The organism is Dongia sp. (assembly GCF_041906375.1).
Taxonomy (GTDB): domain Bacteria; phylum Pseudomonadota; class Alphaproteobacteria; order Dongiales; family Dongiaceae; genus Dongia.
This window is the reverse complement of the sequence record NZ_JAYRJJ010000003.1, coordinates 90,600-107,936: the sequence shown is the minus strand read 5'-3', so window position 1 is coordinate 107,936 and position 17,337 is coordinate 90,600. Positions and strand designations below refer to the sequence as shown.

The 17,337-nt window shown below is 63.3% G+C and carries 17 protein-coding genes; 2 read left to right on the top strand and 15 right to left on the bottom strand.

The features are described 5' to 3' along the window. Positions 1 to 14 precede the first annotated feature (14 nt). The 10 genes from ACE3OA_RS11965 to ACE3OA_RS11920 form a co-directional block, all read right to left on the bottom strand. Entirely contained in the window at positions 15 to 194 is a 180-nt protein-coding gene (locus tag ACE3OA_RS11965) for a DUF1289 domain-containing protein (RefSeq protein ID WP_374311003.1), read from the bottom strand. Between the two features lie 8 nt (positions 195 to 202). Next, the gene (locus ACE3OA_RS11960; RefSeq protein WP_374311002.1) at positions 203 to 1,108 is read right to left on the bottom strand and encodes a bifunctional 5,10-methylenetetrahydrofolate dehydrogenase/5,10-methenyltetrahydrofolate cyclohydrolase; all 906 of its coding nucleotides are present in this window, start codon (positions 1,106 to 1,108) and stop codon (positions 203 to 205) included. Positions 1,109 to 1,209: 101 nt separating this feature from the next. Next, a complete protein-coding gene (locus ACE3OA_RS11955) occupies positions 1,210 to 3,030 on the bottom strand; it encodes an AsmA family protein (RefSeq protein ID WP_374311001.1) in 1,821 nt (606 codons plus the stop codon). Between the two features lie 104 nt (positions 3,031 to 3,134). Continuing rightward, the gene (locus ACE3OA_RS11950; protein WP_374311000.1) at positions 3,135 to 3,797 is read right to left on the bottom strand and encodes a transaldolase family protein; all 663 of its coding nucleotides are present in this window, start codon (positions 3,795 to 3,797) and stop codon (positions 3,135 to 3,137) included. Next, positions 3,794 to 4,696, bottom strand: a complete 903-nt coding sequence (locus ACE3OA_RS11945; RefSeq protein WP_374310999.1) for a carbohydrate kinase — start codon at positions 4,694 to 4,696, stop codon at positions 3,794 to 3,796. Before ACE3OA_RS11945 ends, ACE3OA_RS11950 begins: the two co-directional genes overlap by 4 nt. Positions 4,697 to 4,739: 43 nt before the next feature. Then, the gene (locus ACE3OA_RS11940; protein WP_374311642.1) at positions 4,740 to 5,588 is read right to left on the bottom strand and encodes a fumarylacetoacetate hydrolase family protein; all 849 of its coding nucleotides are present in this window, start codon (positions 5,586 to 5,588) and stop codon (positions 4,740 to 4,742) included. A gap of 8 nt (positions 5,589 to 5,596) precedes the next feature. Next, positions 5,597 to 6,355, bottom strand: coding sequence for an SDR family oxidoreductase (locus ACE3OA_RS11935; protein WP_374310998.1), 759 nt, complete (start codon positions 6,353 to 6,355; stop codon positions 5,597 to 5,599). Positions 6,356 to 6,528: 173 nt separating this feature from the next. Next, positions 6,529 to 7,353, bottom strand: coding sequence for an amidohydrolase (locus ACE3OA_RS11930; protein WP_374310997.1), 825 nt, complete (start codon positions 7,351 to 7,353; stop codon positions 6,529 to 6,531). Next, a complete protein-coding gene (locus ACE3OA_RS11925; protein ID WP_374310996.1) occupies positions 7,350 to 8,396 on the bottom strand; it encodes an aldo/keto reductase in 1,047 nt (348 codons plus the stop codon). The genes ACE3OA_RS11930 and ACE3OA_RS11925 overlap by 4 nt, the downstream gene beginning before the upstream one ends. A 176-nt stretch (positions 8,397 to 8,572) precedes the next feature. Further along, a complete protein-coding gene (locus ACE3OA_RS11920; RefSeq protein WP_374310995.1) occupies positions 8,573 to 9,346 on the bottom strand; it encodes a GntR family transcriptional regulator in 774 nt (257 codons plus the stop codon). Between the two features lie 60 nt (positions 9,347 to 9,406). Between ACE3OA_RS11920 and ACE3OA_RS11915 the strand changes: the two genes are divergently transcribed. After that, the gene (locus ACE3OA_RS11915) at positions 9,407 to 10,948 is read left to right on the top strand and encodes a UxaA family hydrolase (protein ID WP_374310994.1); all 1,542 of its coding nucleotides are present in this window, start codon (positions 9,407 to 9,409) and stop codon (positions 10,946 to 10,948) included. Between the two features lie 86 nt (positions 10,949 to 11,034). On the opposite strand, the gene ACE3OA_RS11910 is transcribed toward ACE3OA_RS11915, so the two are convergent. From ACE3OA_RS11910 to ACE3OA_RS11890, 5 genes are read right to left on the bottom strand one after another with little or no spacing between them, the layout of a single operon-like run. After that, positions 11,035 to 11,583 carry a lysozyme inhibitor LprI family protein gene (locus ACE3OA_RS11910; protein ID WP_374310993.1) on the bottom strand — a complete coding sequence of 183 codons (549 nt, stop codon included), beginning with the start codon at positions 11,581 to 11,583 and terminating at the stop codon, positions 11,035 to 11,037. A 17-nt stretch (positions 11,584 to 11,600) separates the two neighbouring features. Further along, positions 11,601 to 12,575 carry a 2-dehydropantoate 2-reductase gene (locus tag ACE3OA_RS11905; RefSeq protein WP_374310992.1) on the bottom strand — a complete coding sequence of 325 codons (975 nt, stop codon included), beginning with the start codon at positions 12,573 to 12,575 and terminating at the stop codon, positions 11,601 to 11,603. Beyond that, the gene (locus ACE3OA_RS11900) at positions 12,572 to 14,083 is read right to left on the bottom strand and encodes an acyl--CoA ligase (protein ID WP_374310991.1); all 1,512 of its coding nucleotides are present in this window, start codon (positions 14,081 to 14,083) and stop codon (positions 12,572 to 12,574) included. The genes ACE3OA_RS11905 and ACE3OA_RS11900 overlap by 4 nt, the downstream gene beginning before the upstream one ends. A 12-nt stretch (positions 14,084 to 14,095) precedes the next feature. After that, positions 14,096 to 14,512 carry a hypothetical protein gene (locus ACE3OA_RS11895; RefSeq protein ID WP_374310990.1) on the bottom strand — a complete coding sequence of 139 codons (417 nt, stop codon included), beginning with the start codon at positions 14,510 to 14,512 and terminating at the stop codon, positions 14,096 to 14,098. A 2-nt stretch (positions 14,513 to 14,514) separates the two neighbouring features. Then, on the bottom strand, positions 14,515 to 16,023 hold the full coding sequence (locus tag ACE3OA_RS11890) for a GMC family oxidoreductase (RefSeq protein WP_374310989.1): 1,509 nt from the start codon (positions 16,021 to 16,023) through the stop codon (positions 14,515 to 14,517). Positions 16,024 to 16,138: 115 nt separating this feature from the next. Between ACE3OA_RS11890 and ppaT the strand changes: the two genes are divergently transcribed. Further along, positions 16,139 to 17,314 (top strand): pyridoxamine--pyruvate transaminase, encoded by a 1,176-nt coding sequence (ppaT, locus tag ACE3OA_RS11885; protein WP_374310988.1) that lies wholly within the window; start codon positions 16,139 to 16,141, stop codon positions 17,312 to 17,314. The last annotated feature ends 23 nt before the right edge of the window (positions 17,315 to 17,337 follow it).

Here is a 17,337-nt window from a genome sequence, read left to right as displayed (position 1 = left end):
CGGCAAAGAAAAGACTAGGTAGGGTTCCGCGCTGCGAGCTTGGCAAGACGGCGCGGCAGTTCGGCGCTGAGCGACATCTGGCGTGGGCGGGGCGCCTTTTTCCAGGAGCGGCATTCATCCTTGGTGCGGCCGCAGGCGACGCACCAGCCGGTGCGTCCGTCGAACTTGCAGATATCGATGCAGGGTGACTTCACCGGACGATCTACTCAGCCAGTTGGTGAGCGGGGCCGAACAGGCTTTCGTAATGCTTCTTCTGCCGCGTGGCCCCGATGACAGCGTTGCGCATCAGCACGGCCACGGTCACCGGGCCGACGCCGCCCGGCACCGGCGTGATCCAGCCGGCGATCTGCGAGACGGAGGCAAAATCGACATCGCCCACGACTTTGGTCGATCCGTCAGGCAGCGTGATCTGGTTGATGCCGATATCGATCACGGCTGCGCCCGGCTTCACCATCTCGGCATTGATGAGGCCGGGTTTGCCGACGGCAACGAAGAGCGCATCGGCGCGGCGGCTGTGGACCGACAGGTTGCGGGTCATGTGGTGACACACGGTCACCGTGGCGCCCTCCGCCATCAGCAGAAAGGCGATGGGCTTGCCCACGATCTCGGAATGGCCGACCACCACGACCTCGAGCCCGGCGAGGCCGAGGCCCGTCTGCCGCAGCAGTTCGACCGAGGCCATCGCCGTACACGGCCCCAGTTCCAGCTCGTTATAGACGATGTTGCCGATCGAGGCCGGGTGCATGCCCTCGACATCCTTCAGCGGATGGATGGCGCCCTGCAATTGCTTGATGGAAAGATGCGACGGCACCGGCCGCTGCAGGATGATGCCGGTGACGCGCGGATCGGCATTCATGCCGTGAATCGCGGCCAGCAATTGCTCCTGCTGGATATTTTCCGGGACATGCATCTCGTCGAACTGGATATCTGCCTTCTCGGCAGTGCGCTTCTGGTTGCGCACGTAAAGATGCACCGCGCTCACGTCACCCACGGAAATTGAGCAGAGCCGTGGCGCCCAACCGGAAGCCTTCAATTCCGCCACCTGCGCGCGGGTCTGCACCAACATGGTTTCGGCGACTTCGCGCCCATTCAGCAACGCATTCGACATCAGACTTCACTCCAGCTTCGCACGGCCTGCGAGCGGTGCTTTTAGCCTTGGCGCGAGGCAAAGTCCATGACCGGCTCTATGACAATAAGCCGCATTTTCCGCTAATTCAGGCAGGGATTGCGCGCCGCGAGATCGCGGATAGGTGCGGCCATTGTGGCGGGACTTGGCGCTGCCGGCGGTGCCCATGTCGCTTCCGCGTCAGAGGCGATGCCCGCCGTGATATTGTCGAAGGTGCCGCTGACCCGCACCGGGAGGTCGAGAGCGAAGAAACCGGTCGATTTCCGGTCCGATTTTGCCGTGAGGTCGAGTTTGCCTTGCCGCAGATCGATTGTGCCGCCGCCTTGCACGCTGGCGCCCTTGGCTTGGAGCCGAAAGGGCGCCAGGGTGGCAATGCCATCCTTGAGAACAAGAATGCCGCCCAGGCATTTGATCGGCGCCGATCCTTCCTTCCTGCGGAACAGGGATCGGATATCGGTCGAGACCTGCTCGATGATCGCACGCTTGATGCTGCCATCGGTCATGGAGAAGACCGCCGCACCGCTGCTGTGCTGAAGCGCCGTGTCGATTGTCTCGCCGCGCATCGTCACCACGAGGCGACCGTCCAGCTTGCCGGTGACGTCGCCGGCTGCGGCGCCAAATTCGCGTGCCAGACGGTCGGCGCTGATGTCCTCGACGGAAGCTTCGGCCACGACCTCATCGGCGACCACCGCGGATGCCGAGATGCGGCCACCCGCATAAGGGAAGCGCAGATCGGTGAGCGCCATCTTCCCCGGTGCCACACGGCCCGCAACCGTCACATCGCTCAGCCGGATCTCGTCATAGAGGAACTGCTGCGTTTTGATTTTGGCATCGAGAATGATGCCGGGATCGTTCGGCGCCGTGAGACTGATCGGCTTGGAGGCGGCCGTCTTATCCGCCACGAGCAGCCGATCGAAATCCAGCTTGTCGAAGGAGAGATCGGCAGCGATGCGATCCGGGGCACCCTTGCTGCCTTCATCTAGAATCAATTGCCCATCGAATGATCCCTGATCCAGTTTGCCCACGGCCTTCGTCAGTTCCCAGTGATCGCCCTTGCGCGTCAGACGCCCATTGACGATTAGTGGGTAAGCCGCCGTCATATCCGCATTGAAGCTTGCCAGCAGATTATCCAGTTCTTCCGCGGTCAATTTCAGGGCGCCGTCGACACCCTCGAAATCGAGCGGTTCCAGCATCGTTCCGTCGAATTCGAGCCGCGCCGTCTTGCCGAACAACGCAAAGGCCGTGCCGAAGGGAATCGTAGCTTCGCGCAGTTTATCGAATGACTCGGTCCGGGCATCCAGCGCCAGCGGCGTGTTGTTGTAGGCGCCGGCCGCCTTCAACGTGACCGGCACGTCCTCGCCGGCCGAGACGATGGTGACATTGTCGAGTTCGATGCGCAGCACATTGCCGCTATAGGTGCGATAGGTGATAAGCGCATCCTTGAGCGCCATGTCGAGTAGGGTCGGGAACTGCGTGCGGTTCTTCGGGATGAGGGCGAAGCCGCCGCCTTGCGCGCTGCCGTCACCGAATTTCCAATTGCCCTTACCCTTTGGGTCGCGCTCCAACACGACTGTCAGTCCTTCGGCGCGCAGATGATCATAGATCGGCTTGCCGATCCACAAGGACGACAGGTCGATATCCGCGCTGAAGCGCGCCAGCGTGATCATGTGCGGTGTGCTGCCCCAGGCGGCGTTGGCGATGCGGAGATTGGTCAGCTCAAGATGCAGCGGATTACCCCAGGCGACAGTGAGACTCTGCGCCAGCACCGGCCGGTCCAGCGCATCGCTCGCCACCTTCGCGGCAAGGTCCTTGAGACCGGCATGGGTCAGCCACAGCATCCCGCCCCCCACCAGCAGCAGGAGGAAGAGCAGGAGGCCGAGCAGAATCTGGAAGAATCGCTTCACCTGATTTCCGATCACTTGGCGGGTAATCAGGAACACTGGCCGCGCCCACTGGTTGCCTGAATATCCGTTCAAAAGTTGAACGAATATTCAGCTTCAAGCACGGATTATTTCAGGCTGGTTTCGGCGGCCTTCATGAAATCGGCGGCAGCTGCATCGCTCTGGGCATCCTGGCCCATCGCACCGGCCAACGCCGGGGTGACGGTGAAGGTGTCGAAGCCCCGCGCGGTGAGGGAGTCCAGTTGGTCGATCGAGCGGATGCTGGCGACGAGGACGCGCAGATTGCCGAGACGGCCGGCGATCGACAACATGGCGTCCAGGCAGCCGTCGGCATCGATGCCGGCATCGAGCATGCGGCCGTAATAGGGTGCCACATAATGCGCGCCGATACTGGCGGCGAGCATGGTCTGATGGGCTGTGTAGCAGGCGGTGATCGTCACCGGCACACCATCGCGGCAAAGTGCCGAGGCTGCCTCGAAACCAGGGCCCGTCGCTGGAACCTTGACCGTCACGCCATGCCACAGATTGCGCAAGGCGCGGCCGCTGGCAAGGAGCTCGGCGGCGCTATGGCCGGTCACCTGCAGCTGGATTTCGGCAAGGCCCGCTTCGCGCGCATCCGCGACCAATTGCGCGGCGGTCGGCAGATCGACCTTCTTGCCCGCGCGCGAAATGATGAGCGGGTTGGTGGTGACACCGTGCAGCCAGCCACGGCTGCGGCCGATCTTCCAGTCGCCTGCATTGGCACTGTCGATGAAGAGGCGGTAGGTCATGAGAAATCCTTGAGCTCGGCCGCGAATGGCAGATCGGCGCCGCGACGGCTGCAGGTAATGGCCGCAGCACGGGCGCCGAAGGAAAGAAGCGACCGCAAGGCGTCAGAGTCAAGGTCCGCCGCAGCAGCCCCGGCCAGCGCGTCGTGCTTTTCCAGCCAGGTCAGCGTCGCGGCAGTGAAAGTGTCACCGGCACCGACGGTATCGACCACGTTCACATGAACCCCCGGCACAGCAGCACTGCAGCCATGAGCCGCGAAGGCCACGGCCCCCTCGCTGCCCCGCGTGACAATGACAAGGCGCACGCCACGGCGGATCCAATCCTGGGCGAGATTTTCAAATGACTGCTTTGGATAAAGACGTTCAGCGTCTTCCGAACTCAGCTTCAGAAGATGCGCCGTGCCCATCAACGAATTGATGCGCCCGCGCCAGACATCAAGGTCGGGTTCAATAGAGGGCCGCACATTGGGATCATAGGAGATGAAACAGCGCTCGCGTTCGCGTTTAACCAAGGCAACGAGACTGGACGCCGTCGGCTCGGTGACGCTGGTATAGCAGCCCATATGGATGGCACGGATCGCTGCCGGCAAAGTCGCTGGCAGTTCTCCCATTGTGAGCGACCGGTCCGCGGTGCCGCCAGTATAGAAGGCATAACTAGCGCTACCGGCCGCATCCAATTCGACCATCGCCAGCGTGGTGTTATTGGCAGCCGGCACCATCAAGCTGGTATCGACGCCTTCTTTCTGCAGATAGCCGAGGATGCGGCGGCCGAAGAGATCGGTCGAGTTCTTGGTGAAGAATCCGACCGGCCTGCCCAAGCGTGCCAAGCCAATCGCGACATTGAGGGGCGAGCCGCCGGCCCGCCCTTCCAAGCGCACGGTGGCCGGGCCATCCGTCGGCAACGAAAAGCAATCAAACAGTGCTGAACCGCAGGACAGGAACATCTTACGGGGTCGCGATGACCTGCTGGCGCTGCTCGCCGAGGCCAGCAATGCCAAGCCGCATGACCTGACCCGCTTTCAGATAGATCGGATTGGGCTTCTGGCCGAGACCGACGCCCGGCGGCGTCCCGGTCGAGATCACATCGCCCGGCTGCAGGCTCATGAATTGCGAGATGTAGTGCACCAGATGGGCGACACCGAAGATCATCGTCTTGGTGGAGCCGTTCTGGTAGCGCTTCTCGTCGACATCGAGCCACATGGCGAGGTTCTGCGGGTCCGGCACCTCGTCCTTGGTCACCAGCCAGGGGCCGGTGGGACCGAAAGTATCGGCCGACTTGCCCTTCACCCATTGCCCCCCGCGCTCGGTCTGGAAGGCGCGTTCGGAAACGTCGTTGATGACACAATATCCAGCGACATGGTCGAGCGCGTTCTTCTCGTCGACATAGCGCGCCTCGCGGCCGATGACGACGCCGAGTTCGACTTCCCAATCGGTCTTCACCGAATTCCTAGGGATCATGACATTGTCATTGGGACCGACCACGGCGCTGGTGGCCTTCATGAACAGGATCGGTTCCTTGGGCGGTTCGGCGCCGGTCTCCTTGGCGTGGTCGGAATAATTGAGGCCCACGCAGATGAACTTGCCGATTTGGCCCACGCAGGCGCCGTAGCGCGGATTGCCGTCGACCAGCGGCAGGGTCGCCGGATCGATCTTGCCAAGGCGGGCGAGGCTGTCCGGCAACAGGACGGCATCGGCAATGTCGGCCACGTGCTGCGAGAGGTCGCGGATCTTGCCGTCCTTGTCGAGGAGGCCCGGCTTTTCGGCACCACGAGCGCCGTAACGCAAAAGTTTCATCATATTCCTCAGATATTCGTCCAGCCGCCATCGACGGCCAGAGCGGTTCCAGTCATCAAAGCAGATTCGTCGCTGGCAAGAAAGACCGCTGCGGCGGCAATTTCCTCCGGCGTGCCCAGCCGGCCCATGGGCTGCCGGGCGATAAAGGCGGCGCGGGCCTTGTCATAGTCGCCCCCCATCGTTTCACCGACCGCGCGCATGCGGTCCTGCAGGGAAGGAGATTCCACCGTGCCGGGGCAGATGGCGTTGCAGCGGATGCCCTTGGTCACGAAATCAGCCGCCACAGCCTTGGTAAGGCCGATCACGGCAGCCTTGCTGGCGCCGTAAACGAAACGATTGGGGACAGCGATCATCGAGGAGGCGACCGAAGCCATGTTGACGATCGAGCCTTTCCCCCGATCCAGCATGCCCGGCAGGATGGCGCGGATCAGGCGATACATTGCCTTCACATTGAGGTCGAAGCTGAAATCCCAGTCCTTTTCTGTGCAGTCCAGGATCGTGCCGCTGTGGACGAAGCCGGCGCAGTTGAAGAGCACGTCAATCTTGGGCTCGTCCTTCACCAGGGCGTCGACGGCGTCTTGTTTCGTGACATCCAGCAAACGCGTGCGGATGCCGGGGACGGATTTGAGCTTTTCGAGATTGGCGGCGGAGATGTCGGTCGCAATCACCTCTGCCCCTTCGGCCGCGAAAGCACGCGCCGACGCCTCGCCGATGCCTTGCGCGGCGGCGGTGACGAGGGCGGTCTTGCCGGAAAGTCTGTTGGTCACTTTTCTATTCCCTTTTCCTTAGCCTCTCCCCTCGCGGGAGAGGCGGCGAGCGTCAGCGAGCGGTGAGGGGGTTGCGGCGACCGACTCGTTGAGAGGCCCCCTCACCCCAACCCTCTCCCGCGAGGGGAGAGGGGGAAATGTACAACGCGGCAACGACGTTCAAGTTCGATGCATCAAGCAATCCGATAAAACTCTGCCGCAGTGCCACCGAAGATGCGGGCGGCATCGGCGGGTTTCACGATTTCTTCAGCGGCCTTCGTCCACGCATCATAGCTGCCGTTGAGATTGATCACGGGCCAGTCGGAGCCCCACATGACGCGGTTGGCGCCGAAGCACGCGATGATGTGATCGGCATAGGGCTTCAGCACAGCTGCGTCCCAGCCCGGCTTCGCTTCGGTACCGAGGCCGGAGAGCTTGCAATAGGCGCCGGTCTTGTCGGCGATCGTCGCCATCTTGGCAGCCCAGTCGTCGAAGGCATCATTGCGGATCTCGGGCTTCAGGCAATGGTCAATGACGACACGCATCTTCGGATAGCGGTCGAACAGGCGCTGGAAATTATCGAGATGGCGCGGCAGGCCCAAGGCATCGAAGGTGAGGTCGAGCGCGCAAACGGCGGCATAGCCCCATTGCACATCGGGCCGCAGCATCCAATCGGTATCGGCAATGTCCTGGATCATCGGCCGCACGCCGGAGAATTTGGCGTGGCGGGACCAACGTTCGAGATGCCGGCGGTGCGTGGCATTTTCGAAATCGACCCAGCCGACGACCTTGGCGATCCAGGCCGTCGCATCGGCGAGGCCCAGCATGTATTCGGTTTCTTCGATGCTGGGAGCGGCCTGCACCAGAACCGTGCGGTCAATGCCGTGCCGGGCGCGGAAGCTTTCAAAATCGGCCGGATAGTAATCCTGGCGGATCGGCTTCACCGCCTCGATCGTTTCCAGCCAGCCGTAATCGCCGCGGGCACGCACCCAGAAATGCTGATGAGCGTCGATCCTCACTTGCCGCCCCGCTCGAGACCATGCGGCACGGGCGCCTCGGCGCGGATGAATCCTTTCGCCTTCAACTCGGCCCAGAGGGCAGAGGGAATGTCGGCGCCCAGCGTGTGCATGTTGAGCGCCACTTCCTGCGGTCGGCTGGCGCCGGGAATGACACTGACCACGGCTGGGTGCACCAGTGGGAAGCGTAAGGCAGCCTCGACCAGCTTGACGCCGTGGCCGGCTACGATCTTCTCGATGCCCGCAACACGATCGAGGATGTCTTGCGGCGCCGGGTCGTAATTATAGAAGGCGCCGGGCTTGGCGCCGGTGGCGAGGATGCCGGAATTGTAGGCGCCGCCGATGACGATGCCGATCTTGCGCTGCTCGCAGAGCGGCAGGAAGGAATTGAGTGCTTCCTGCTCCAGCAGCGTGTAGCGGCCGGCCAGCAGGAAGAGGTCGAAATCCCCCTGCTTGGCGAGGACCTCGCACACTTCCCATTCATTGACGCCGGCGCCGAAGGCCTTGATGATTCCCTGATCGCGCAGCTTCACCAGCGCGCCATAGCCGCTCTTCATCAGCTCGGCGACCTTCTCATCGCGGGCGGCAGCCGTCTTATGATTGAAGACGTCGATGTCATGGACGAAGAGAATATCGATACGGTCCAGCCCCAGGCGTTCGAGCGACGCCTCGATCGAGCGCATGATGCCGTCATGGCTGTAATCATAAACCTCGCGTCGCGACGGCGTGTCGAAGAACTTGCCGATGCCGGTGCGCTGATCCGGCGGACAGACTTCCAGCAGCCGCCCGACCTTGGTGGAGAGCACGTATGAATCGCGCGGCTTGCCGCGCAGGAAATGGTTGATGCGGGTTTCGGAGAGCCCCAGGCCATAAAGTGGCGCCGTGTCGATATAGCGGATGCCGGCATCCCAGGCCGCTTGACAGGTGGCCTGCGCTTCTTCCTCCGGCAGCGCGCGGAAGAGATTGCCCAAGGGGGCGGTGCCGAAACCAAGTTCGGTGAACGGGATTTCAGCGCCCGATGGCGCCTTGAATATCTTCGATTTCATGTCACTCCCCTGGCTTGGCATTTTTGTTCTTGGCTTGAGCATTGTGGCTGCCCCCTCGCCCCGCGATAGCGGGGAGAGGGTTGGGGTGAGGGGCGCGACACCGAATCTCGCCCGAACACCCCCTCACCCTACCCTCTCCCCCGAAGGGGGCGAGGGTTTCCAACGAGAATGACGCATCACTTTCCCCGCTTCTTCGCCTGCGGCTTCGCGGCCAGGGCCGCGCGGCGTACGGGCCGTGCTGCCCGGTCGGCGAAGATTTCGGGTTGCTTCTCGGCAAGGCTCAGCAATTCTTCCATCACCGCATCGAGGTGATCGATCATCGCGGTGGCCGCCGTGTCGCCGTCGCCTTTTTCAAGCGCCGCGACGATCCTGGCATGTTCGTCATAGGTCAGCTTGTGCCGTCGCTTCGACGCCAGCAGTCGGCGGATGCGGTCGAGGCCGAGGCGGGCGCTTTCCACCGCCGCCCGCGCGCGGGGAAAGCCGAGCGCCGAAAAGATGATCTCGTGGAATTCCAGATCGAGCTTGTGGAAGCCCACGGGATCGCCGGCCCCGGCCGCGGCCTTCTGATAGCGGATATTCCGCTGCAGGGCGGCAAGCACATCGGGTGCCAGGTCACGGGCGAGCGAGCGCACGGCTTCCGCTTCCAAGGCACGGCGCATGAAGAGGTTTTCGCGCACATCGCCCAGACGAATGAGCGAGACGGTGGTGCCGCTCTGCGGGCGGATTTCGACCAGGCCTTCCGCCTGGAGCCGCGACAGCGCCTCCGAAACGGGGAAACGCGAGACACCCAGCCGCTCGCAGAGCGCATTCTTGTCGAGCTGCGTTCCTGGCGGAAGTTCAAGCGAAACAATGGCTTCGCGCAAGGCGCCGACCACGCGCGCCGTGGTGCCGCCGCGCGCGGATGCGCTGACATCGCCCAGAAACGCGTAGGATTCCGCTTTCACATTCATACTAACATGTTAGAATGTCATCCACGAAACGCAACCTCTTTTTCACCCAGCAGAAGCATCATGAGCCAGATCAGCGTCGTCGCCACCGAGCCCCGCTCCATTCGCCTGTCGCCACGCGACAATGTCGTCGTCGCCGTCGACGAGATCGAGAAGGGCAAGCTGGCGGCCGGCGGCATCGCCGCCAATGCGCGCATCACCCGCGGCCACAAGATGGCGGTGACGCCGATCGCCCCCGGCCAGCCGGTGCTGAAATTCGGCCAGATCATCGGCTTTGCGACGGAAGAGATCGTACCCGGTGATTGGGTGCATGAGCACAACACCAGCATGGGCGAATTCGAGCGCGACTATGCCTTCGCGGCCGGCGCCCGCAATGACGAAATCCTGCCGGTCGAACAACGCGCGACCTTCCAGGGTTATCGCCGCGCCAATGGCAAGTCGGGGACGCGGAACTATATCGGCATCCTCACCTCCGTGAACTGCTCGGCCTCCGTGGCGCGCTTCATGGCGGAGGCCGTCACCAGATCCGGCATCCTGGCGCAGTATCCGAACATCGACGGCATCATTCCCTTCGTCCACGGCACCGGCTGCGGTATGGCGTCGAAGGGCGAAGGCTTCGATATCCTGAAGCGCACGCAATGGGGCTATGCCACCAACCCCAACCTTGCCGGCGTGCTGCTGGTGGGGCTGGGCTGCGAGGTGTTCCAGATCAGCCGCATGAAGGAGCTCTACAACATCGTCGAGAGCGATACGTTCCGCACCATGACCATCCAGGATACGGGCGGCACGCGAAAGACCATCGAAGCCGGGGTCGCGGCGATCAAGGAGATGCTCCCCAAAGCCAATAACGTGAAACGCGAAACCATCTCCGCTTCCGAGCTGATCCTGGCTTTGCAATGCGGCGGGTCGGACGGCTATTCCGGCATCACCGCCAATCCGGCGCTGGGTGCCACGGTCGATCTCCTCGTCAAGCATGGCGGCACGGGCATTCTTTCCGAGACACCGGAAATTTACGGCGCCGAGCATCTGCTGACCCGCCGCGCCGTCAACCGCGAGGTGGGCGAAAAGCTGGTCTCACGTATCAGATGGTGGGAAGCCTATGCCGCGCGCAATGGCGGCGAAATGAACAACAACCCCTCCCCCGGCAACAAGGCCGGCGGCCTTACTACCATCCTGGAAAAATCCCTGGGCGCCGCTGCCAAGGGCGGTACCACCAACCTCACCGCCGTTTATGAATATGCGGAAGCCGTGACGGCGAAGGGCTTTGTCTTCATGGACACGCCAGGTTATGACCCGGTTTCGGCCACGGGCCAGGTGGCGGGCGGCGCCAATATCCTCTGCTTCACCACCGGCCGCGGCTCGGCCTATGGCTGCAAGCCGACACCCTCCATCAAGCTTGCCACCAACACGCCGATGTATCAGCGCATGGTCGAGGACATGGACATCAATTGCGGCGACATTCTGGACGGCGTCACCGTGCAGGAGAAGGGCCAGGAGATTTTCGACCTGATCCTGCGCGTGGCATCCGGCGAGCAGTCGAAGTCGGAACAGCTGGGATATGGCGACAACGAATTCGTGCCGTGGCAGATCGGCGCCACGATGTAACGCTGACGAGATAGCCGGGGACCTGTCGCAAACAACGTCCCCTTACCTTGCCCTCCCCTCACGGGGAGGGTTTTTCTTTTGGCCAATTACGGGGCGCTCAGAATGGTATTTAGTGTCTCGACATCAGCACGATCTCTGACGCGCGCCAAGGCGTCGAGCAATTGGTCCGTGCGCCCACGGTTGTGCTTGATCAGGCAGTCGTCAAGAAACGATCCTTTGGCGCTTCCACCTTCGAAGTTCGCGGCAACTTCGTCACAACTCTTGTCACGCCGACTACACCAATCGCCCTGAGACCGCAAAAGGGCCTGAGAGGCCGGAGAATCGCTTAACATCGCGTTCAGGCTTTTAAGCGCCAGCCGCATCTCGCTCTCTGAAACAAGATACTTGTAATTAATGCAGTAGCTCATCTCCAACTGATTTCCTTGGCACTCCCCGATCCTCGAATTTCTTGAAAAACCGGATTCACTTTCTCTGTTACTGATCATCTTGCCAAGTGTGCTTTCGCTGTAGTCAGGCAAACAGGCGCCGGGAACGGCGTCCTCTGCGTGTGCGACTGAGATCGACGCCATTGCGATGAGCAGGTGCGGCAGGGTGCGGAATATCGCTCTCCCCAACTGATAACGGCGATATCTCATTCCTTTATCTCCAGAAATTACAACAACTCCAGCAGCCCCGCCTTCTGCTTCACCAGGGCGTAGATCGTGTTGATCATCGGTGTCGGCACGTGGACGAGCCGGCCGAGGTCACGGACGGCGCCGACGATGGCCTCTAACTCGATCGGGCGGCCGCGTTCGATGTCCTGCAGCATCGAGGTCTTGTGCTCGCCGACGCCGGCAGCGCCATTGATGCGCTTCTCGACATCGATCGGCATCTTGACGCCGAGGGCATTGGCGATCGCCTCCGCCTCACCCATGATGGCCTTGGCGACGGCGCGGGTGTCGGGATCGCTGCAGATCCTGGCGAGCGTGCCGCCGGTCAATGCCGAGAGGGGATTGAAGGCGACATTGCCCCAGAGCTTCACCCAGATCTCGGTGCGGATGTCGGTCTTGACCGGCGCCTTGAAGCCGGCCGCGAAGAAGGCGGCGGAGAGCGCCTGCACGCGCTCGGTCTTCTCGCCGCTGGCTTCGCCCAGGGAGAAGCGGTCATTCTCGACATGCTTGATTTCGCCGGGCGCCACGACCTCGGCGGCCGGATAGACGACGCAGCCGATGACGCGCTGGGGACCGACGAGGTCCCAGAGCTTGCCCTCAGGGTCGACAGCGGGGATGCGCGCATCCTTGAGCACCCCTTCGGCACCGTAGAAATACCACCACGGCATGCCATTGACCGCCATGACGACGCCGGTGTTCGGCCCCAGGAGCGGTGCCAGCTTATCGGCGATGCCGGGAACGGCGTTGGCCTTGAGCGCCACGATAACGAAATCCTGCGGTCCGGCTTCGATGGCATGTTCGGTGGCTTTGGGGTGCACGGTGAAGTCACCGCTCAAGCCATGGATGTGCAGGCCCTTCTCCTTGAGGGCTGCAAGATGCGGCCCGCGCGCGATGAGGGTGACGTCCTGGCCCGTTCGCGCCAGATGACCGCCGATCAACCCGCCGATGGCGCCGGCGCCGTAGATCGCAACCTTCATGATACGAGGCCGAGCTTCTGGGCGAGGCCGATGCGCTGCAGCTTGCCGGTCGCACCCTTCGGGATCTCGGCCAGGAACACGATCTTCTTCGGCACCTTGAAATCGGCGAGGCGCGATGCGGCGAAGCTGCGGATGTCCTGCTCGCTGGCGCTCTGCCCCTCCTTGAGGACGATCGCGGCGCCGACTTCCTCGCCGAGCTTCTCGTGCGGGATGCCGAAGGTGACGATCTGCGCCACGGCCGGATGGTCCATCAGAATGTCGTCGACTTCGCGCGGCGAAATCTTTTCGCCGCCGCGGTTGATGATTTCCTTCAGGCGACCGGTAAGGCGCAGATAGCCCTCGCCGTCCATCGTGCCCTGGTCGCCGGTGCGGAACCAGCCGTCGCGAAAGCCTTCTTCATTGGCCTTCGGGTTGTTGGCGTAGCCCGGCGTCACATTGGCGCCCCTGATGACAATCTCGCCCACCTCGCCGGGCGGGAGCAGCTTGCCGTCCGGCCCCATGATGGCGACCTCCGGACCGGCGGCGAGCCCGACCGAGCCGGGTTTGCGCGGGCGCGGCGGCAGCGGGTTGCTGGCCATCTGATGCGCGGCCTCGGTCATGCCATAGGCTTCAATGACGGGGCAGCCGAAGGTCTCCTCGAGCTGTTTCATCACCTGGGGCGGGAGACTCGCGGAAGACGACCGGATGAAGCGCAATTTGCGCCGCGCCAGCACATCCTGGTTGCGGTCGGCGCGCGCCAGCACGGTCTGGTGCATGGTGGGAACGGCCGTGTACCAGGTGGCGCGGGATTCATCGAGCTGGGCGAAGAATTTCAACGCGTTGAAGCCCGGCGGCACATGCACCGAGGCGCCGGCCGCGAAGGAAGACAGCAAGGCTGCGATGAGGCCGTGAATGTGGAAGAGCGGCATCACCACCAGCGAGCGATCATCCGGCGTCAGCGACAGCGTCCGCACGATATTGCCGGCCGAGGTCGCGAGATTGCGGTGGGTCAGCGGCACGATCTTCGGACGCGACGTGGTGCCGGAGGTATGCAGTACCAGCGCCACGTCATCCGGCGACGGATTGGGCGCGCCGTGATCGGCAAAGGGCACGGAGAGTGTGAGGGTGCCGGCGGGACTATTGAGATCGGGCGTCACATCGATGACGCGGATGCCCCGCTTCGCCGCCACGTCGCGCGCAGGCGAATCCGGGCCGCCGAGAATGACCAGCGCCTTGGCGTCGAGATCGCCGAGGTAGAAATCGAATTCGTCGGCGCGGTAGGCCGCGTTCAAGGGGGCCGCGACGGCATAGCTGACGACGCCGACAAACATCGCCGCCATTTCCGGCCCGTTCGGCATGACGATGGCGACGGCATCCTTCTGCCCAATGCCGATGGCGCGCAGCGCGCCGCCGATCTTCTGCACGAGCGCGTTGAGCTCGCCACGAGTCATGCTGCGCCGCTCGGGCGCGCCGATGGCGTCGGCTTGCGGGCTGCCTTTCAGCAAGGCGGGAACATTGGTGGCGGTCATGATGCGCATTCCTTATGGGGCGATGTCGGTGAGGTCGCATTCCACCCTGCCCGGCCCAATGGCGGCCGCGCAAGTGGCTTCCAGATAGGCGACGGGTTGCTGGCGGGGTCGCGTGAGATCGATCTGGCCCGTGGTATCGCGCCAATTCTGCACGCGGCCGCAGACGATGTTCTCGATCATCATGCGCCGCGCCATGTCGTCGCGATTGACGAAGAGCGCATGGTCCGAGATCTGCTGGCGCAGGGCGATGTCGAAAGTGGTGCCGGGTGCAAGGGGGCCCAGATCGCGCTCGACCCAGTGGCCGTAGATGATCTTGCAGGAAAGGATTTCGGCCCCCGTATTGGTGAGCTGCAGATTGACCAGCCGGTCGGTCGGTGCGGCGGCACAGGCGGCGAGGAGAGGCAAAAGGAGGAAGGTGGGCAGTTTCATCGTCACATTCCGGCAGGAGCAAGCGGTGCCTTACCCAATAGCAGGTCGGAGGCCCGTTCGGCGATGGCGATGATGGCGGCGTTGATCGGCCCGGTGGTGATGCTGGGCAGCACCGAGGCATCGCAGACATAGAGCCTATCGAGCCCATGGAGCTTGAGGTCCAGCCCGACGACCGCCTCTGTCCCCTGCCCCATGCGACAGGTACCGGTCGGGTGATGGTGGGTGAAGGCGGCCCGTTCGAGGAAGCGCATTCGGTCCTGGTGTGTGGAACCGGGCAGGATCTCCGCATCGCGCCAATCCTTGAGCGCGGCCGCGCCGCCGATCTCCTGGGCCATGGTGAGGGCATCAAGATAAGCAGCGCGGTCGTAAGGGTCGGTGAGATAAGCGGGGTCGATCAGCGGCATCGCCCCGGGATCGCCGGAGGCGAGGCGGATGGAGCCGCGGCTCCTGGGATGGGTGAAGCCGAACATCAAAGTATAGGCCGATCCCATAGGCGGCGCCTCGAAGCATTCGGTCACCACGGGCGCCGTGACACAGGCCAGCACCAGTTCCGGCGCCGGCGACGCGGAGCCCGGGCGCGGCAGATACATAAGGGCCTCGGAATTCTGGTATTTCGACGGCGGCACCGGGCGTTTCGATCGATAGACATTGCCGCCGGAGAGAAGATGGTCGTGGAGATTGCGCCCCACACCGGGGAGATCGTGGCGCGGTGGGATGCCGATATGGAGGAGTTCGTCAGCGGGGCCAATGCCTGAGCGCAGCAGCAGCACCGGCGAGGCGATGGCGCCGGCGGCCAGGATGACGCCCCTTTCCGCGCGGATCTCGCGGGGGCCGGTGGGGCTGTCGACCAATACGCCGATGCAATGCTGCTTGGCCAGGATCAGCGACAGCACCTGGGTATTGGCGAGCAGCGTGAAATTGGCGCGGTCTGCGGTGAGCGGCAGATAGGCGTCGGCGATGGTCTGGCGCTTGCCGTCTTTGATGGTGAGCGTGTTGAGCGTGGGGCCGGCCATGCCCGGGGCATTGTGGTCGGCGATGGGCGCAAAGCCCCGTTCCACGCCGGCAGCGAGATAGGCGCGCGTAACGGGGCTCGCCTCAAGCGGACGGATGAGATGGAGCGGGCCCTGCTCACTCAACTCGAAATAGGGCAGCAGATCGGCGTGGCCCCAGCCCGGGCAGTTCCAGCGGTCGAAATCGGATGGGTGCCCGCGCACATGGGCCATGGCATTGATGGCGGTCGACCCGCCCAGCACCTTGCCGCGCGGCCAGTCATGGATGCGGTCGGCGGTCCCTTTCTGCGGAACGGTGCGATAGGCCCAATCGACCTCGCTCCCTTGCAGCAGCGGCCATTTGCCGGGCTCGGCGATGAGCGGATTGCGCGCTGGGCCGCCGGCCTCGATGAGCCCCACTTTCAGGCTTGGGTCGGCGCTGAGGCGTGCGGCGAGGACGGCACCGGCGGTACCTGCACCAATTATCAGATAGTCGAACCAATCGGCCGTGGAGGATGTCATGAGGTGCCGGACCAATCCATCATTGCAGCGGATATTGTTTTCACTTTTCCGAACCAGAGTCTAGAATGTCCTGAACCAAAAACACCACGCCGAACCAAAGGGGAGCTACGAGATCATGGGCGTCGCTGAACTCAAGGAACCTGTCGTTACTTTGTCCGCTGGCCCGGTGGCCGCCTATCCGCGCGTCCTGCGCGCCATGGCCAAGCCCATTCCTTATGACTATGACCCGTATTTCCAGCATTTCTACGAAGGCGTCACCAAGAAGGCGGCGAAGGCGCTGAAGGTGAAGGATCCGGCGCTGATCCTCCATGTGGAGCCGGCTGCGGCGATCGAGGCGGCCGCTGCCTCGCTGATCGGGCCCAATGACACCGTGCTCAACCTCGCTTCCGGCGTTTACGGCAAGGGTTTCGGCTATTGGTCCGCCCGGTACCATAAGGACATGGTCGAGATCGAGGTGCCGTTCAACGAGGCGATCGACCCGGCCGCGGTCGAAGCGGCCTTCAAGAAACGCCCGAATATCAAGGTGGTTTCGCTGGTTCATCACGACACCCCCTCGGGCACCATCAATCCCGCCCGGGAGATCGGCAAGATTGTGCGGGCCCATGGGGCGTTGCTGCTGGTCGACGCGGTCTCCTCCTTCGGCGGCATGGATATCCACCCCGGCGATTGCGAGGCGGACGTCTTCATCACCGGCCCGGGCAAGTGCTTAGGCGGTGCCCCCGGCATCACCTTCATCGCGGTCTCCGACCGGGCCTGGGCGCATATGGAAGCCAACCCCAAGGCGCCGCGGGCCTCGATCCTTTCCTATCTCGACTGGAAGGAAGCCTGGCGCCATGACCGGCCCTTCCCCTTTACCCCCTCGGTCGCCGAGGTGAACGGCTTCGATGCCGTGCTCGACCAGTATCTGGACGAGGGTCCGGAGAAGGTATGGAAGCGGCATGCGTTGACCGCCGCCGCCACCCGCGCCGGAATACAGGCCATGGGTCTGCAGCTTTGGGCGAAGACTGAGGGCATCGCCTCTCCGACCACCACGGCGGTGCGCATTCCGGAGGGGGTCACCGATTCGGCGATCATCGCCGCGGCGCGCGAACTGTTCGGCGTCGTCTTCTCGACCGGGCGCAACGACACAATGGGCAAGCTGCTCCGCATCGGCCATATGGGCCTGGTGGCCGAGCCGGTCTATGCGGTGGTGGCCACCACGGCCCTGGGCGGTGCCTTGCGCAAGCTGGGCAAGAAGATCGACGTCAGCGCCGGTGTCAATGCGGCGCTGCAGGTGATCGAACGCGCCTGACATTTCCAATAATCGAACAATTC